Annotated in this window: 13 protein-coding genes; 2 read left to right on the top strand and 11 right to left on the bottom strand. The window is 72.9% G+C overall.

What is annotated here, in order from left to right:
* Positions 1 to 152: 152 nt before the first annotated feature.
* Both IQ279_RS11760 and IQ279_RS11755 read right to left on the bottom strand, forming a co-directional pair.
* Complete coding sequence (locus tag IQ279_RS11760; RefSeq protein WP_206348443.1) at positions 153 to 518, bottom strand: hypothetical protein; 366 nt, start codon at positions 516 to 518, stop codon at positions 153 to 155.
* Between the two features lie 171 nt (positions 519 to 689).
* Positions 690 to 3,065 carry an immune inhibitor A domain-containing protein gene (locus IQ279_RS11755; RefSeq protein ID WP_206348353.1) on the bottom strand — a complete coding sequence of 792 codons (2,376 nt, stop codon included), beginning with the start codon at positions 3,063 to 3,065 and terminating at the stop codon, positions 690 to 692.
* Between the two features lie 355 nt (positions 3,066 to 3,420).
* Here IQ279_RS11755 and IQ279_RS11750 point away from each other — a divergent pair, with 355 nt between their 5' ends.
* The gene (locus IQ279_RS11750; protein ID WP_206348352.1) at positions 3,421 to 3,696 is read left to right on the top strand and encodes a hypothetical protein; all 276 of its coding nucleotides are present in this window, start codon (positions 3,421 to 3,423) and stop codon (positions 3,694 to 3,696) included.
* A gap of 213 nt (positions 3,697 to 3,909) precedes the next feature.
* Here the strand turns inward: IQ279_RS11750 and IQ279_RS11745 are convergent, their stop codons facing one another.
* Positions 3,910 to 5,550, bottom strand: coding sequence for an RDD family protein (locus IQ279_RS11745; RefSeq protein ID WP_206348351.1), 1,641 nt, complete (start codon positions 5,548 to 5,550; stop codon positions 3,910 to 3,912).
* A gap of 199 nt (positions 5,551 to 5,749) precedes the next feature.
* Positions 5,750 to 6,235 carry an Lrp/AsnC family transcriptional regulator gene (locus tag IQ279_RS11740; RefSeq protein ID WP_206348350.1) on the bottom strand — a complete coding sequence of 162 codons (486 nt, stop codon included), beginning with the start codon at positions 6,233 to 6,235 and terminating at the stop codon, positions 5,750 to 5,752.
* 123 nt (positions 6,236 to 6,358) lie between these two features.
* Between IQ279_RS11740 and hppD the strand changes: the two genes are divergently transcribed.
* The gene (gene hppD / locus IQ279_RS11735) at positions 6,359 to 7,501 is read left to right on the top strand and encodes a 4-hydroxyphenylpyruvate dioxygenase (protein WP_206348349.1); all 1,143 of its coding nucleotides are present in this window, start codon (positions 6,359 to 6,361) and stop codon (positions 7,499 to 7,501) included.
* Positions 7,502 to 7,622: 121 nt separating this feature from the next.
* Here hppD and IQ279_RS11730 read toward each other — a convergent pair whose 3' ends face one another.
* From IQ279_RS11730 to IQ279_RS11700, 7 genes are all read right to left on the bottom strand, one after another.
* Complete coding sequence (locus IQ279_RS11730) at positions 7,623 to 8,147, bottom strand: RDD family protein (RefSeq protein ID WP_206348348.1); 525 nt, start codon at positions 8,145 to 8,147, stop codon at positions 7,623 to 7,625.
* A 175-nt stretch (positions 8,148 to 8,322) separates the two neighbouring features.
* A complete protein-coding gene (locus IQ279_RS11725) occupies positions 8,323 to 9,123 on the bottom strand; it encodes a S16 family serine protease (protein WP_206348347.1) in 801 nt (266 codons plus the stop codon).
* An 83-nt stretch (positions 9,124 to 9,206) separates the two neighbouring features.
* Positions 9,207 to 9,851 (bottom strand): IclR family transcriptional regulator, encoded by a 645-nt coding sequence (locus tag IQ279_RS11720; RefSeq protein WP_206348346.1) that lies wholly within the window; start codon positions 9,849 to 9,851, stop codon positions 9,207 to 9,209.
* Positions 9,852 to 10,309: 458 nt separating this feature from the next.
* On the bottom strand, positions 10,310 to 12,100 hold the full coding sequence (locus IQ279_RS11715) for a DEAD/DEAH box helicase (RefSeq protein ID WP_206348345.1): 1,791 nt from the start codon (positions 12,098 to 12,100) through the stop codon (positions 10,310 to 10,312).
* A 107-nt stretch (positions 12,101 to 12,207) separates the two neighbouring features.
* Complete coding sequence (locus IQ279_RS11710; protein WP_206348344.1) at positions 12,208 to 12,600, bottom strand: type II toxin-antitoxin system death-on-curing family toxin; 393 nt, start codon at positions 12,598 to 12,600, stop codon at positions 12,208 to 12,210.
* A complete protein-coding gene (locus IQ279_RS11705) occupies positions 12,597 to 12,797 on the bottom strand; it encodes a ribbon-helix-helix protein, CopG family (protein WP_206348343.1) in 201 nt (66 codons plus the stop codon). Before IQ279_RS11705 ends, IQ279_RS11710 begins: the two co-directional genes overlap by 4 nt.
* Positions 12,798 to 12,837: 40 nt before the next feature.
* Positions 12,838 to 14,334, bottom strand: coding sequence for an MFS transporter (locus tag IQ279_RS11700; RefSeq protein ID WP_206348342.1), 1,497 nt, complete (start codon positions 14,332 to 14,334; stop codon positions 12,838 to 12,840).
* Between the last annotated feature and the right edge of the window lie 340 nt (positions 14,335 to 14,674).

The raw sequence follows: 14,674 nt of genomic DNA, 5'->3' as shown, positions 1-14,674 counted from the left end.
GGGGAGGGTGGGAGCCGGCGCCCGGGGGCGCGGCCCCGCAGACGGCAGGCGGCGGTGAGCGGGCCGCAGGGCGGCCGAAGCCACTCGCGGCAAACCCGTCGCGTACCCGGCTCACCGGGCCGGGCGGGCGGCCCGGCCCTTACGCGGGCCGCTCAGCCCGCCGCGGCGCGGCGCAGAGCGCCTATGGGCCGCCAGAAGCCGCCCTCCGCATGCGCCCCCTCGCCGGCCTGCGCGCCGACGGCGTCGGCTTCGGCGGCCCCGTGCTGCGGGGCCGGGCGCCATACCAGGCCGTCGGGGTGGTGCAGTACCGCGCTGATCTCGTCGGGGGTGGGCGGCTCGGTGTTGCCGCGCAGGTAGACCGCGCGCAGGCCGAGGTTCCTCAGCCGGGTCAGGGCGCGGGCGCGGTTGGCCGCGTGGACCAGGAAGCGGGCACGCTGCCCCGCGTGCCCCGGCCGGGGCACGGAGAGCGCCACGACCACGCTGCCGTCCGGCAGCCTGGTCCAGCCGCCGCCTGCCATCTTCACCACTCCCCCGTTATACACCACGTCAACAACGGCGCCCCACCCTCGGGCGGTACGCGCATTCTCAGCACGATCGGCCGCCGCCCGCTAGGGGACGGCGGCCGACCGTTCACTGCCTTACCGCGATGACCTGCGCGAACGCGGCATCATCGAGGCGTCACGCGGGTGTCACCTGGTGGAAGGACCGACCCGGACGATCATCGACTTGCCGTTGAGCGGCTGGTGGAGGATCGAGATGCGGGTGTTGGTGTCGGGCACCTTCACACTCGCGGTCGGGTTGGACTCGTCCCAGTACGTACCCCTGTGGTCGTCGAAGTACGGCTTGCCCAGCTTCCAGCGGACCTTGGTGGCCTCGCCGTTCTTGTGCAGGGTCATGCCGCGCGTCGGGTACCAGCTGAAGGTGGAGTCGTACGACTGGATGCGGTTGCGCATCAGCGTCCCGTCGGCCCACTTCTCGGCCTTGGGGTGGGCGTCGATCGGGAGGACCAGGCCCTCACCCGGGTGGGCGCTGGTGTTGTTGTCCAGCTGCGAGGTGTCCCACAGCCAGATCAGCAGGCCCTTCTGGTACGGGTAGCGCTCGACCCAGTCCGGGCGGGTGTCCTGCCAGCCGAAGTTGTACGGGCCGGTCTTCAGCGTCTTGTCGTACGAGACGTACTGACGGTTCTCGGCGATGTAGAACTGCGGGTAGAGGTTGGAGAACGACGCCCCGATGCGGGAGAAGCCGCTCGCCGTCCAGCCGTTGTCGTCGCCCTCGGCGCCGTCGGTGACGATCGCCTGGCCGTCGGCGGTGATGGTGATCTCGTCGGCGGTGAAGCCCTTCTCCGCCACACCGCCGTCGGTGCGGTAGTGGAAGCGGAGGTCGATCTTCTTGCCGGCGTAGGCGTCCAGCGGGAAGGAGAGGTCCTCCCAGCCGCCGGAGAAGCCGTCGAGGGCGGGGGCGCCGGAGGCGTCCTCGCCGAGCGGCTCGCCGTTGCGGGTGCCGTCCAGGGCGGCCCAGGTGGCGCCGCCGTCGGTGGAGACCTGGGTGTAGAGGTAGTCGTAACCGGCCTCGATCTCCCACCAGCCCTTGAGGTCGAGCGACGCGGAGGAGGCTCCGGTCAGGTCGACGCTACGGGTCAGGGAGTTGCGCAGGTCGTCACCGCTGCCGCTCCACCACTGCTTCTCGCCCGCCGCGGGCTCGACGACCTCGGTCGTGACCTCCTTCTCGGGGAGCTCCACGATCAGCGCCTGCGGGTTCTTGCCCTGGTAGGCCGAGACACCCAGCTTGTGGGTGGACCTGGTGGCGGCCTTGGCCGTCTCGTAGTCCAGCCAGCCCAGGGACAGCTTGTCCCAGGCGGTCATCTCGCCGGCCCAGTCGCCGATGGCGTCGGTGCCGTTGTTCAGCCAGGAACCGGACGACATCAGGCTCCAGAAACCCGTGGAGTTCTCGCCGCCGGCGGTGTCGTACAGGTCCGGCAGGCCGAGGTCGTGGCCGTACTCGTGGGCGAAGACGCCCAGGCCGCCGTTCTCGGGCTGCACGGTGTAGTCGCCGACCCAGATGCCGGTGTCGCCGATCTCGGTGCCGCCGGCCCTGTTGAACTCGGGACCGGTCCTGCCGTAGTCGGTGCCGTAGGCGTACCAGCGGTGGGCCCAGATGGCGTCCTCGCCCTGCGCGCCGCCGCCGGCCGACTCGTCCTCGCCGGCGTGGACGAACTGGAAGTGGTCCAGGTAGCCGTCGGGCTCGTTGAAGTTGCCGTCACCGTCGAAGTCGTAGCGGTCCCACTGGTCGTACTCGGCCAGCTGGGCCTTGATCTCCTCGGTGGTGCTGCCGGCGGCCTTCTGGTCGGCCACCCACTGGTTCACACCGTCGCGGACGGCGTCCCAGACGGTGTTGCAGGTGCTCTGACCACAGGCGTTGTTGCCGTAGCGGGCCTCGTTGTAGTCGACCTTGACCCAGTCGGAGACCATGCCGTCGACGGAGTACTTACCGGAGGACTGGGTCTCGTAGTACGTCTTGAGCGAGCCCTCGCCCTCCCCGAAGTAGATCTCCTCGAAGTGCTCCTGGCTGAAGTCCTCCTTCCACAGCGTGGTGTTGTTCTGCTCGCGGTCGGGCTCGGCGATCTGGTTGTGCAGTGGACCGGGGGTGCCGCCGTACTGCGGGTCGATCTTGTCACCGAACTCGATGAGGATGGTGAAGATCTTGTCGGTCTTGGTCTGCTCCATCTCGACGTACTTGTCGTCGCCGAGCTTCATGACCTTGGAGCCGTTCTTGGTCACGGGCTTCTGGCCGGAGGCGAGCCGCTCGAGGGCCGCGAGGCGCTGGGAGCGCTGCTTCTTGGTGAGCGGGCCGGGCAGGTCGTGGTCGACGTGCTTGCCGTCCTTGTCCTTGCCGTGCTTGTGCCCGTCCTTGGCGTGGTCGCCGTGCTCCGCGGCGGCCGGGTCACGGCCGTCGGGTGCGGTGCCCTCGTGGGCGTAGGCGGTGCCGGCGGTCAGAAAGGTCGCCCCTATGACGGCGACCGTCGTGGCCAGTGCGGCGGATCTGATCGTCCTCCGTTGGCTCTTCACTAGGTATTGCCCTCCCCATGCATGGCCATGGCACGTGTGTGCACACGTGTGGAGGCATTCGACATGAGCGGCGGCCGAAAAAACAGCCCTTGATTTGAACACGCCACACAAGTACGTTGTCCGACCAGCCAGTTACGGAGTCCGGAGACCGGACGGTAGTGGCCAATGGCGGTACGGCCACGGCGTGACTCCGTGCGCCCCCTGTGCATCGGCGTGTCGGTGGCGGCGGGTCAGTTCGCGCTTACCCGCGGCTGTGTACGGGCATCCGGCATCGTAGAGTCGTTCGACGGACCACGTTCGCCGTCCGGCGGCCTCGCCCCCGGTCAACCACCGATCCCGGAGGACGGATTCCGTCATGCCGCGTCCGAATCCCGCACAGCTCGCCTACGGTTCGGCCACCGTCATCCTCTCGGCTCTCGCCATGCTGCTGGTGTCGCAGGCACGTTCGGGAGCCGGGATCGCGGTCATCGCGAGTGCGGCACTCGCGCTCGGGCTGCTCGTCGCGGTCAGGGTGCCCGGCCGCCGCCCCTCAGGGGCCCCGCGCCCGGTGGCCGGCGCGGTGCCCGCGCAGCGCGGCGCGGAGAGCGCCGACGGCGGCCGGCGCCTGGCGGAGACCTCCTCGCGCCGCTGATCCGGCAGGGGCGCGGGCCGCCGGGCCGCGCGCACCGGCCGTACGGCCGTCTTCCCCGCCGGGCGTTCCGCCCGCACCGCCCTCCTCGGAGCGGTGCGGCCTCCGCATCCGGCACGGCCCTCGCGTTCTCATGCTCCGAGTCGACCGCGCCGGGGCGTACCGCGCATCAGGGGCGGGCCGTTCGGGGGACTTCGGGCGCTTCGGCCCCGGGCGTCATCCGGGCGGGCCGGACTCCTCGGTGCCGCGCGCCACGAAGGTGCGCGCCGCCTTGTCGTGCCAGCACTGCCGCCACGGCCGGTCGAACAGGCACCACAGGACGTTCACCACGCCGACGCCCAGCGGCGCCAGCAGCCCGTACACCAGCCAGCGGCGCAGCGCGGCGCCGAAGGAGGGGGCCTCCTGCTCCTCGATGTCGAGCACCCGGACGCCGAACAGCTTCTTGCCGAGCGTGCGTCCCCACCGGGCGGTGGGCAGCACCTCGTAGAGGAGGCCGAACACCAGCAGGGCGCCGAGCACGATCGCCAGGTAGACCCCGGTGGTGCCGTCGACCAGCCAGATCTGCCTCGTCTCACCGGCCTGTTCGGCCGCCTCCACCTGCTCGCGGAAGTGCTCGGTGCTGGGGCCGGCGAACGGGAGTGCCACCGCCGCGGCCACCGCCGCGGTGAGGACGCCGTCCACCAGCCTGGCGCCCAGCCGGCGTCCGAGCCCGGCGGGGCGGGCCTGCCGCTGGGCGGCCCGCAGGAAGGGGTCGTCGACCGGAGGGCGCCAGGGCACGACCTGCTCCGGGGCGCCGCCGGGCCGCCCGGCCTGCGACTGCTGCTGCGGTACGGCGGGGGCGGAGGCGTGCGGTGCGGACGCGTGCGGTGCGGGGGCCGGGCCGCCGGACGCGGGGGCGCGCTGGGCCAGTTCGTGCACCTGCCGCGTCCAGGAGGGCTGCCCGGAGGCGGGGCCCGCGGGCGTGACGGGAGCGGCGGGGCCCGCCGGATCGGCGGGCACGGGCGCAGGTGACGCCGGCGCGGGCGCCGCCGGCACGGGCGCGGAGGACGCGCCCGGCGCCGGTACGGGCGCGGCTCCCGCTCCGGACGCCTGCGTACGCCGCAGCCCCACGGTGTCACCGGGCCTGACGGGCCGTCCGCCCGCCGCCGGGGCGGTGCCCTCGGGGCGTACGGGCCGCATCCGCACGGTGCCGTCGTCGCGCGGCTGCGCGTTCCCGCCGTCCACCGGCCCGGCACCGTCGGCGTGGCCGGGGCCGCCTCGCGGATCCGGGACCGGGCCCGGTCCCAGCGCCTGCGGAGCACGGCCCGCGCCCAGCGCCGGTGCGGCCGCACCCTCACTCGGACCGCCCGGAACGCCCGTGCCCCAGGAGACGCGGCCGTCCCGCTCCCCGTCGAGGCCCGCCTGCCGGGCGGCGTCGGCCTGCCAGGCGGACGCGGGCTCGGGTCCGCCGTGCGGCCGGGAGGGGTCCCTCCAGGCGGCCGCCCGCTCCCCCGGGCGGATCTCCACCTCGCCGCGCCCGCGCAGCTGCGGCAGGGAGTCGCCCGGAGCGGGCGCGGGGACGCCGGCCCGGCTCCCGGCGTCAGCCCCCTCCTCCTCGTCCAGGAAGACCGGTCCCGTCTCCTCCTGCGGGGACTCGGCCGGTGCCCGGGAGCCGGGGGCGGGGGGCGCCCCCGGGGCCTGCGCCGCCACCCCCGGGGGCGCGGCGGGCACCGGTTCGCCCTCCCGGGGCTCGGGGCGGCTCGTTCCCGGCACCCAGGCGGCGCCGTTCCAGTAGCGGATGTATCCCGGAATGGACGGATCGGGGTAGTAGCCCGGGCCCGGGCTGCCGTTGGCGGATGCTGACGGAGGGGCGCTCATGTGTCCGGTCCCGTATCTGCTCGGCCGTCGCTGTGGCGTGTGCCGCTCCCCGTCCGGCGGCTCGGGCCGGGAAGCGCTGGCTCCAACATCTACCAGAGACGGGACGCCCCTCGCCCCGGCCATCGGCCACCCCACCCCCATCCAGCGACACCGGAGCCCCTCCCGCCTCCTCGGCGTGCCCCGGTTCGACGACAGCGCGTCAGGACACGGGCCGTCCGGCGTCCCTGGCCGCCTGGCGCACCAGCGGGACGATCCGCAGCGGCACCGGGTTCTCCATGACGATGGCCGTGGAGGCCCGCACGATGCCCTCGAACCCGACCACCTTGTCGATCACCCGCTGGAGATCGGCGTTGGATCGGGCCACCAGACGGCAGAGCATGTCGCCGCGGCCGGTGATGGTGTGCAGCTCCAGCACCTCCGGGACGGTCGCCAGATGCGCCCGTACATCGCGGCCCTGTCCCTGCCGGATCTCCAGCGTGGCGAAGGCGGTGACCGGGTAGCCGATGGCCGCGGGATCGACGTCGGGCCCGAAGCCGCGGATCACCCCGCCGCCCTGCAGCCGGTCCAGCCGCGCCTGCACGGTCCCCCGGGCCACCCCCAGGCGGCGGGAGGCCTCCAGCACTCCGATGCGCGGCTCGGCGGCGAGCAGCTCCAGCAGCCGGCCGTCCAGCTCGTCGATGCCCATGGCCTGCCTCCCTGGTGGTCATCCTGTACAGATCGCCTGGAATGATGGGGATGTCACTGTACAGATTGCTCAGTCTTGGCAGGAACTATTGCGCATCTTGTGGAACAGCGGGAGCCTGCGGCCATGACTGAGACCATGCACAACACCCCCAGCACCGCCCGGCAGGCCGATCCCTTCCCGGTGAAGGGGATGGACGCGGTCGTCTTCGCCGTGGGCAACGCCAAGCAGGCCGCGCACTACTACTCCACGGCCTTCGGCATGAAGCTCGTGGCCTACTCCGGCCCCGAGAACGGCAGCCGCGAGACCGCCTCCTACGTCCTGGAGTCGGGCTCCGCCCGCTTCGTCCTCACGTCAGTCATCAAGCCGGTCACCGAGCGCGGCCGGTTCCTCGCCGAGCATGTCGCCGCGCACGGCGACGGCGTGATCGACCTGGCCATCGAGGTACCGGACGCGCGGGCCGCGTACGCCTACGCGATCGAGCACGGCGCCACCGGCCTGGAGGAGCCCCACGAGGTGAAGGACGAGCACGGCACCGTCGTGCTGGCCGCCATCGCCACCTACGGCAAGACCCGCCACACCCTGGTGGAACGCTCCGGTTACGACGGCCCCTACCTGCCCGGTTTCACCGCGGCGAAGCCGATGACCGAGCCCGGCCCCCGCTTCTTCCAGGCCATCGACCACTGCGTCGGCAACGTCGAGCTGGGGAAGATGGACGAGTGGGTGGCCTTCTACAACAAGGTCATGGGCTTCACCAACATGAAGGAGTTCGTGGGCGACGACATCGCCACCGAGTACTCCGCGCTGATGTCCAAGGTCGTGGCCGACGGGAAGCGCAAGGTGAAGTTCCCGCTCAACGAGCCCGCGATCGCGAAGAAGAAGTCGCAGATCGACGAGTACCTGGAGTTCTACGGCGGCCCGGGCGTGCAGCACATCGCGCTCGCCACCAACGACATCGTCGCCACCGTGCGGGCCATGCGCGCCGCCGGTGTGGAGTTCCTGGACACCCCCGACTCCTACTACGACACCCTGGGCGAGTGGGTCGGCGAGACCCGGGTGCCGATCGAGGAGCTGCGCGAGCTGAAGATCCTCGCCGACCGCGACGAGGACGGCTACCTGCTGCAGATCTTCACCAAGCCGGTCCAGGACCGTCCGACGGTGTTCTTCGAGATGATCGAGCGCCACGGCTCCATGGGCTTCGGCAAGGGCAACTTCAAGGCCCTGTTCGAGGCCATCGAGCGCGAGCAGGAGCGGCGCGGCAACCTCTGAACCGTCGCTTCCCGCTCCCCGTGCCGCGCGCGGCACGCGCACGTCCCCGCGGCCCCGCCTCCCTGACGGCGGGGCCGCGGCCCGTCTTGGGGCGCGGCACCGCGCTCCGCCGCCGGACCCGTCATCCGGTACGGACCACCACGGTGCGCACGATCTTGTCGTGCAGCCCCTGCTGGAAAGGCCTGTCCCAGGTGCACCACAGGTAGGCGAGCGGCACGCACATCGCGTTGTTGATCAGCCTCGCCATCAGATGGCGTCCCAGCGCGGCCCCGAAGCCCACCTGCTCGCCGGTCTCGATGCGTGCCACCTTCAACCCGCACAGCCGCTTCCCCACGGTGCCGCCGGTGGCGGTGAGGGCGGGGTCGTAGAGGAGGAAGGCGAACAGGAGCGAGAAGACGATGCCGGTGATCGCCAGCCCCTCCGTCACGCCCTCGGGACCGGTGTCCAGGTGCATGGCGCACGGCACGGTGATCGCGGCCACGATCGCCGCCATGACCAGTGCGTCCACCAGCTTCGCCAGGAAGCGCCTGCCCAGCGGGGCCACCAGCTCCGGCGGCGGACCCGGCAGCGGCGGGGGCGCGTACGCGTACGGCCCGGGGGGACCGGGCGGGGCTGTGTGGGGAGGCGGGGGCGTCGGGTGACTCATGGCCGGTATCCAAGCAGCGCCCGATCCCGCCGCCAAACCGCCCCCCGCCCCGCGGGGGGACGACGCCCCGTCGGTCTCCGACCGCAGGAGCAGCCGGTGGCGCCCACGGTGACGGCCTCGGGGATCCGGGCGGGCGAGTGCAGGAACACCGGGCTTCGCGCCGGCTCCCCGGCCCTCAGCAGCCCGGTACGCGGCCGCCGTCCCGCAGCGCCCTCAGCGCGTTCAGCGCGCCCTCCAGGGTGGTGACGGGCACCAGGCGCAGGTCCTCGGGGAGTTCGGTCCGCGCTTCGTCGCACTCCGCCTCGGGGACCAGGAAGACGGTGGCGCCGTCGCGCGCCGCCGCCTGGGTCTTGAGCGGGACGCCGCCGACCGGCCCGACCTCGCCGCGTGCGGTGATGGTGCCGGTGCCGGCGATCGTACGGCCGCCGGTGAGGTCGCCGTCGTCGATCTCGTCGACGACTCCGAGTGCGAACACCAGCCCGGCGCTGGGGCCGCCGACGTCCGCGAGCCGCAGCTCCACCTCCACCTCGTCATCGGACATGCCCAGTTGGCGCAGCGCGGCCGTCACCGCCTCCGCCTGCGACTGCTCCATCTGGGCGGTGGTGTGCTCCTCGATCTCCTCGGCGTCGTCGCCGACCGGGTAGACCGAGTCGCGCGGCATCACCGCGCGGTCGGTGTCGAACCAGGCGTCCACCACATCGGCCAGCCGCACGGTCGTGTCCGGCGCCGTGGCCGCGATGGTGGTCGCCAGCAGCCGCCCCTCCGACCCGTCCGCCCCGGGGTCGCCGCCGCCGGGGTCCCCGGCCCCGTCGACGGTGATGACCTGCCTGCCCCGGTACTCGCCCAGGACGTCCGCGGTGACCCCGGGCTGGGCGACCGAGAACGGCAGCGGGAGAAGCGCGGCGACCGCGAACAGCGCCGCGACGAGCGTCCCGCAGATCGCGAGGGCCTGGGTACGGGAGGACAGAGCCGGCATGGAGGCGAATCTAGTTCACCTCCGCTCCGCGTGCGTCGGCCGGGCGGCGCGGCCGGGCGGTTCCGGCGCCCCGGGGCCGGGCGCTAGCGGAGGAAGTCGGCGACCTCCCGCGCCGCCTGCACCACGCGGGGCCCCACCTTCTGCGGCACCGACTCCGACAGCATCACCACGCCGACGCTGCCCTCGATGCCGCTGACCCCCAGCAGCGGTGCGGCGGCGCCGCAGGCCCCGGCCTCCAGCTCACCGCGGGTCAGGACGTAGCCGTCCTCCAGATCCCGGTCCGGGCGGCGGCCGGCGAGGATCGCGCGTCCCGCCGCGCCCTTGTCGAGCGGGTGGCGGAAGCCGGTGCGGTAGGCGACGTGGTAGTCGGTCCAGGTCGGCTCGACGACGGCGACGGCCAGTGCCTCGTTGCCGTCGACCAGCGTCAGGTGCGCGGTGGCGCCCACGTCCTCGGCCAGCGCCCGCAGCGCCGGCAGGGCCGCCTCGCGCACCAGCGGGTGGACCTGCCGTCCCAGCCGCAGCACCCCGAGCCCGACGCGGGCCCGGCCGCCCAGGTCCCGGCGCACCAGGGAGTGCTGCTCCAGTGTGGCGAGCAGGCGGTAGACGACCGTCCGGTTGACCCCGAGCTTGCTGGAGAGCTCGGTGACGGTCAGGCCGTGGTCGGTGTCGGCGAGCAGTTTGAGGACGCGCAGTCCCCGGTCGAGCGTCTGAGATGTCTCCGCGGTCACGACGCCCCCTCCTCGGTTGTGTGCCGACGGCTCGCCCCGGGAGATGCGCCGCCGGTCCCGTCGGCGGCGCGCGCGCTGTCCCCGGCGAGCCGCCGGTCGCTTGGCGGGCCGCACCGGCTGCGCTCCGAGGCGGCGCTGCCACGGGGCGTGTGCGTGACGCGAAACCTAGCGATCCCGTCCGCCGTCCGGAAGACTCTGTCCAGAATCCGGGCGCGGCTGGCATGGTTTATCCGCATTGCGTACAGCAGCAGGTCACAGCGGCCCGGCGCGGACCTGAACGCGCTCCCACGTCCGTGCGCGCGGCGCACGGACGCACACGGCCGCGCTCGTGGCGTCCACCGGGCGGTGCGGGGTGCGCAGGTGGTACGGAAGGGCGCGGACCCGATCGTTCCCGCGCCCCTGGCGCCCCTGGCGCCTCGCCCCTCGCCCTCGTCCCCCTTGTCCGTGGCCCGCCGGCGTCACCGCATCCGGGTGGCCCACTCCCGCACCTTGGCGATCCGCTGCTGGAGCTGCCCGGCCGTCGCCTCGGCGGTGGGCGGTCCGCCGCAGACCCGGCGCAGCTCGGTGTGGACCACGCCGTGCGGTTTGCCGCTCTGGTGGGAGTACGCGCCGACCAGCGAGTTGAGCTGCCGGCGCATCTCCAGCATCTCCTTGTGCGTGACCACCGGACGCTTCTCGGCGGGCGTCTCCAGCAGGTCGGCCTCGGCGTCCGGCTTGCGGCGGCTGTGCGCGATCTGCCGCGCCTGCCGCTTCTGGAGCAGCAGCTGCACCTGGTCCGGCTCCAGCAGCCCGGGGATTCCCAGGTAGTCCTGCTCCTCCTCGCTGCCGGGGTGGGCCTGCATCCCGAACTCGGCGCCGTCGTACATCACCCGGTCGAAGACCGCGTCCGACTCCAGCGCCTCGAAGGGCAGTTGGTCCTGCTCGCCGGTGTCCTCGTCCTGCTGCCGCTCGGCCTCCTTCAGGAGGTCGGCCTCCTCCGCGTACGGGTCAGCGTCCTCCCCGCCCTTCCTGGGCTTGTCCAGGACGTGGTCGCGCTCGACCTCCATCTCGTGCGCGAAGCCCAGCAGCATGGGGATGGTCGGCAGGAAGACCGACGCCGTCTCGCCGCGCCGCCGGGAGCGCACGAAGCGGCCGACGGCCTGGGCGAAGAACAGCGGTGTGGAAATCGTCGTGGCGTAGACCCCGACCGCCAGGCGGGGGACGTCCACGCCCTCGGACACCATGCGCACCGCCACCATCCAGCGGTCGTCGGAACCGCTGAACTCCTCGATCCTCCCGGACGCCCCGGCGTCGTCGGAGAGCACGACGGTCGCGGCGCTGCCGGTGATCTCGCGGATCAGCTTGGCGTAGGCGCGCGCCGAGTCCTGGTCGGCGGCGATCACCAGCCCGCCCGCGTCCGGGATCGCCTTGCGGACCTCCGACAGCCGGGTGTCGGCCGCGCGCAGCACGCTGGGCATCCAGTCGCCGCGTGGGTCGAGCGCGGTGCGCCAGGCCTGGGAGACGGCGTCCTTGGTCATCGGCTCGCCGAGCCTGGCCTCCAGCTCGTCACCCGCCTTGCTGCGCCAGCGCATGTTGCCGCTGTAGGACAGGAAGATCACCGGACGCACGACGCCGTCGGCGAGCGCCTTGCCGTAGCCGTAGGTGTAGTCGGCCACCGAGCGGCGGATCCCCTCGCCGTCCTCGGCGTAGGCGACGAACGGGATGGGGTTGGTGTCCGAGCGGAAGGGCGTGCCGGTCAGGGCCAGGCGGCGGGTGGCGGGCTCGAACGCCTCGAAACACGCCTCGCCCCAGGAGCGGGTGTCGCCGGCGTGGTGGATCTCGTCCAGGATGACCAGCGTCTTGCGCTGCTCGCAGCGGTTGCGGTGCAGCATCGGGCGCACCCCGACGCCCGCGTACGTCACCGCCACCCCGTGGTACTCCCGGCCAAGCGGGCCCGCGCTGTACTCCGGGTCCAGTCTGATGCCCACTCTCGCCGCCGCCTCGGCCCACTGTTTCTTCAGGTGCTCGGTCGGCGCGACGACCGTCACCTGCTGCACGACGTGGTGGTGCAGCAGCCAGGAGGCCAGGGTGAGGGCGAAGGTGGTCTTTCCGGCTCCCGGGGTCGCGACGGCGAGGAAGTCGCGCGGCTGCTTCTCGAGGTACGAGTCCATCGCGGCCTGCTGCCAGGCGCGCAGCTTGCCCGCCGTGCCCCAGGGGGCGCGGCCGGGGAACGCGGGCGAGAGGTGGTGGGACGTGGTCGTGGTAGTCACGGTCTCCGCTGAACTGGGTCGGCGATCGGCAACCGCGTCAGACTACCGGGGCGCCCGGTCCGCCATCCGGGTGACATCCCGGGAAGCGGACCGGGGAGCGGTCCACGTCACGGATCGCCGGTGTCCCGGAGCAGGCGCAGCCGTTCGCCGATCAACTTGATGTCCTCCAGTTCCCCGGTCGCCACCGCGATGACCAGACTCTCGGCAGCGTCGACGTCGGGGCGCAGCCGCTCCCCGTTCAGCGACAGGAACGTCACGCACGACAGCCAGGCCGTCCGCTTGTTGCCGTCGACGAGCGGGGGGTTGATCGCCAGGGACTGAAGGAGCGCAGCTGCTTTGTCGAACAGGTCCGCATACGCCTCGGTCCCGAACATCGAAGCCGAGGGGCGATGCACCGCCGACTCAAGCAGACCGATGTCGCGTACCGCCACCCGCATATCGCCGCACGCGTGCTCGGCGACGGCCAGCACTTCCTCGGCCGTGAGGTAGAGGAAAGTCACTTGAGCCGCTCCATGAGCTCATGCCACTTGACCGCTTCCCTCTTCGCCGTCTCGCGGATCATGGCTTCACGTGCGTTCCGCGCCAGATAGTCGTCCACCGCTCGGAGCACTATGGCATGCATGCTGCGCCCTTCCAGCTCAGCCTGCTTCTTGAGGGCTTCGGTGCGGTCGTCGTCAAGGCGGAGGTTCATGGCCATACCAGAACGGTACCACTGGGCGACACCACTTTGGTACCAACTACTTCCCCGCCCGCAGCCGCCCCGCCACCAGGGCGCCCACCAGGGCGACCGCCGCCGCCGGGAGGTAGACCGCCACGAACGCCGCCGGGTGGGAGGCCGAGGCGGCGCCCGCCGCCTGTCCCGCGCCGTGCGCCACCGACACCGCGCCGCCGCCCAGTCCCGCGAAGAGCGCGCCGCAGGCGGCGAGCAGCACGATGTTGGACAGCCCGTCGCTCAGCTGGAGGGCTGCGGAGTTGGCGCCCGCCTCCTCCGGCTTGGACAGCTTCAGCAGCAGCACGCTCGTGGACGAGATCACCACGCCCATCCCGAAGCAGCCCACCGCCTGCGCGACCGCCGCCGTCCACACCGGCACGGACTCCAGCAGCACCAGCGGTGTGGCCGCGATCCCCGCCGTCACCAGCACCATGCAGTACCGCACCAGCCGCTCCCGGTGCGCCTCGGCGAACGGCCGGGACTGGAGGAAGGAGCCCAGCGCCCAGGTCGCCCCGCCCGCCGCGAGGGAGAGGCCGGCCATCGTCACCGACAGCCCGCGCTGGCTCACCAGCATCAGCGGAACGAAGCTCTCCGCGGCGATGAACGAGCCCGCCGCGATGCCGCGCATCAGCACCACCGTCGGCAGCCCGCGCGCGGCGCGGAACGTGCCGCGCGGCAGCAGTCCGAGCGCGGCCGGGACCATCAGGGCCGCGCCGGTCACGGCCGGCACCAGGGAGATCCAGCGCAGGTCCTGGCCGGCGTACTGGAGCAGCCCGGCCCCCAGCGACACCGCCACCGCCAGCCGCATCAGCCGGCGGTCCAGCGGCCTCGCACCGCCGGGCGGCGGCCCCGCGGCGGCCCGGCGCAGAGGCGGCAGCATGACGGCTATGGGCAGGACGACCAGGGCGGGGATGCCCAGGAACACCCAGCGCCAGCCGAGCTGCTCGGTGACCGTGCCGGCGATCAGCGGTCCGACGACGGCCGGGATCACCCAGGAGGCCGCGAAGGCGGCCATCACCGTGGGCCGCAGCCGCTCGGGGTATGCGCGGCCGACGGTGACGTACAGCGCGACGATCACCAGCCCGCCGCCGATGCCCTGCACCGCGCGGCCGAGGACGAAGACCCACATCTGCGCCGCCGTGCCCGACAGCAGCAGCCCGACGGCGAAGGACCCGATACCGGCGGCCAGCGACGCCAGCGGCCCGCTGCGGTCGCACCACTGGCCGGCGGCGACCATGCCCAGCAGGCTGGTGGTGAAGTACGCGGAGAAGGCGAAGGCGTACAGCGACACCCCGTCGAGCCGGTCGGCGGCGACGGGCATGGCCGTGCCGACGGCCGTGGCCTCGAAGGCGATCAGGAGGACGACGGAGACGATGCCCAGGGTCAGTGCCCGGTAGGTGCGGCCCAGCACCCCGCCGTCCGCCTCCGGTGTGGGCACCGGGGTGAGGACGGGGGTGATGGGGGCCACTGTGCCGAGGTCCCCGCCCTGGGGACCGTCGAGCTCGTCGTCGAGTGCGGTCATGCGCTCAGAGTAAGGCCCGTCTCCGACACTGGCGCCTGTCACAGGTCGGTGACCGGCTCGTCCTTCGGACCCAGGTCCCGGGGAGGAGGCCAGGGGAGGGGCCCGGGAGGGGGCCTTCCGCCGGCCGGGGGAGCGTGTTCCCGGGCGGTTCGCCCCGTTCCGGCGGCGCCCGTACGCCCGCCGCGTGACCGGTCGTGCGGCCGTGCGGCACGGCCGCACGCACTGAAACGGAATGCCGGGGCATACGGACCACAGAAGGCACGGCAGCGGATCTTGACGGGCGCGGCATCCGGGGTGGAGGGCCGGAGCGCGCCGACGACGGCCCGGAACGAGCGTGTTC

It is taken from the genome of Streptomyces verrucosisporus, from assembly GCF_017114865.1.
Taxonomy (GTDB): Bacteria; Actinomycetota; Actinomycetes; order Streptomycetales; family Streptomycetaceae; genus Streptomyces; species Streptomyces fenghuangensis.
The sequence above is the reverse complement of the archived record's forward strand: the minus strand, read 5'-3'. Positions and strand labels throughout refer to the sequence as shown.

Excerpts from the sequence above, each read along its gene's own strand:
- IQ279_RS11760 (WP_206348443.1), bottom strand. The coding sequence starts at position 518 with ATGGCAGGCGGCGGCTGGACCAGGCTGCCGGACGGCAGCGTGGTCGTG.
- IQ279_RS11750 (WP_206348352.1), top strand. The coding sequence starts at position 3,421 with ATGCCGCGTCCGAATCCCGCACAGCTCGCCTACGGTTCGGCCACCGTC.
- IQ279_RS11745 (WP_206348351.1), bottom strand. The coding sequence starts at position 5,550 with ATGAGCGCCCCTCCGTCAGCATCCGCCAACGGCAGCCCGGGCCCGGGC.
- IQ279_RS11740 (WP_206348350.1), bottom strand. The coding sequence starts at position 6,235 with ATGGGCATCGACGAGCTGGACGGCCGGCTGCTGGAGCTGCTCGCCGCC.
- hppD (WP_206348349.1), top strand. The coding sequence starts at position 6,359 with ATGACTGAGACCATGCACAACACCCCCAGCACCGCCCGGCAGGCCGAT.
- IQ279_RS11730 (WP_206348348.1), bottom strand. The coding sequence starts at position 8,147 with ATGAGTCACCCGACGCCCCCGCCTCCCCACACAGCCCCGCCCGGTCCC.
- IQ279_RS11725 (WP_206348347.1), bottom strand. The coding sequence starts at position 9,123 with ATGCCGGCTCTGTCCTCCCGTACCCAGGCCCTCGCGATCTGCGGGACG.
- IQ279_RS11705 (WP_206348343.1), bottom strand. The coding sequence starts at position 12,797 with ATGGCCATGAACCTCCGCCTTGACGACGACCGCACCGAAGCCCTCAAG.
- IQ279_RS11700 (WP_206348342.1), bottom strand. The coding sequence starts at position 14,334 with ATGACCGCACTCGACGACGAGCTCGACGGTCCCCAGGGCGGGGACCTC.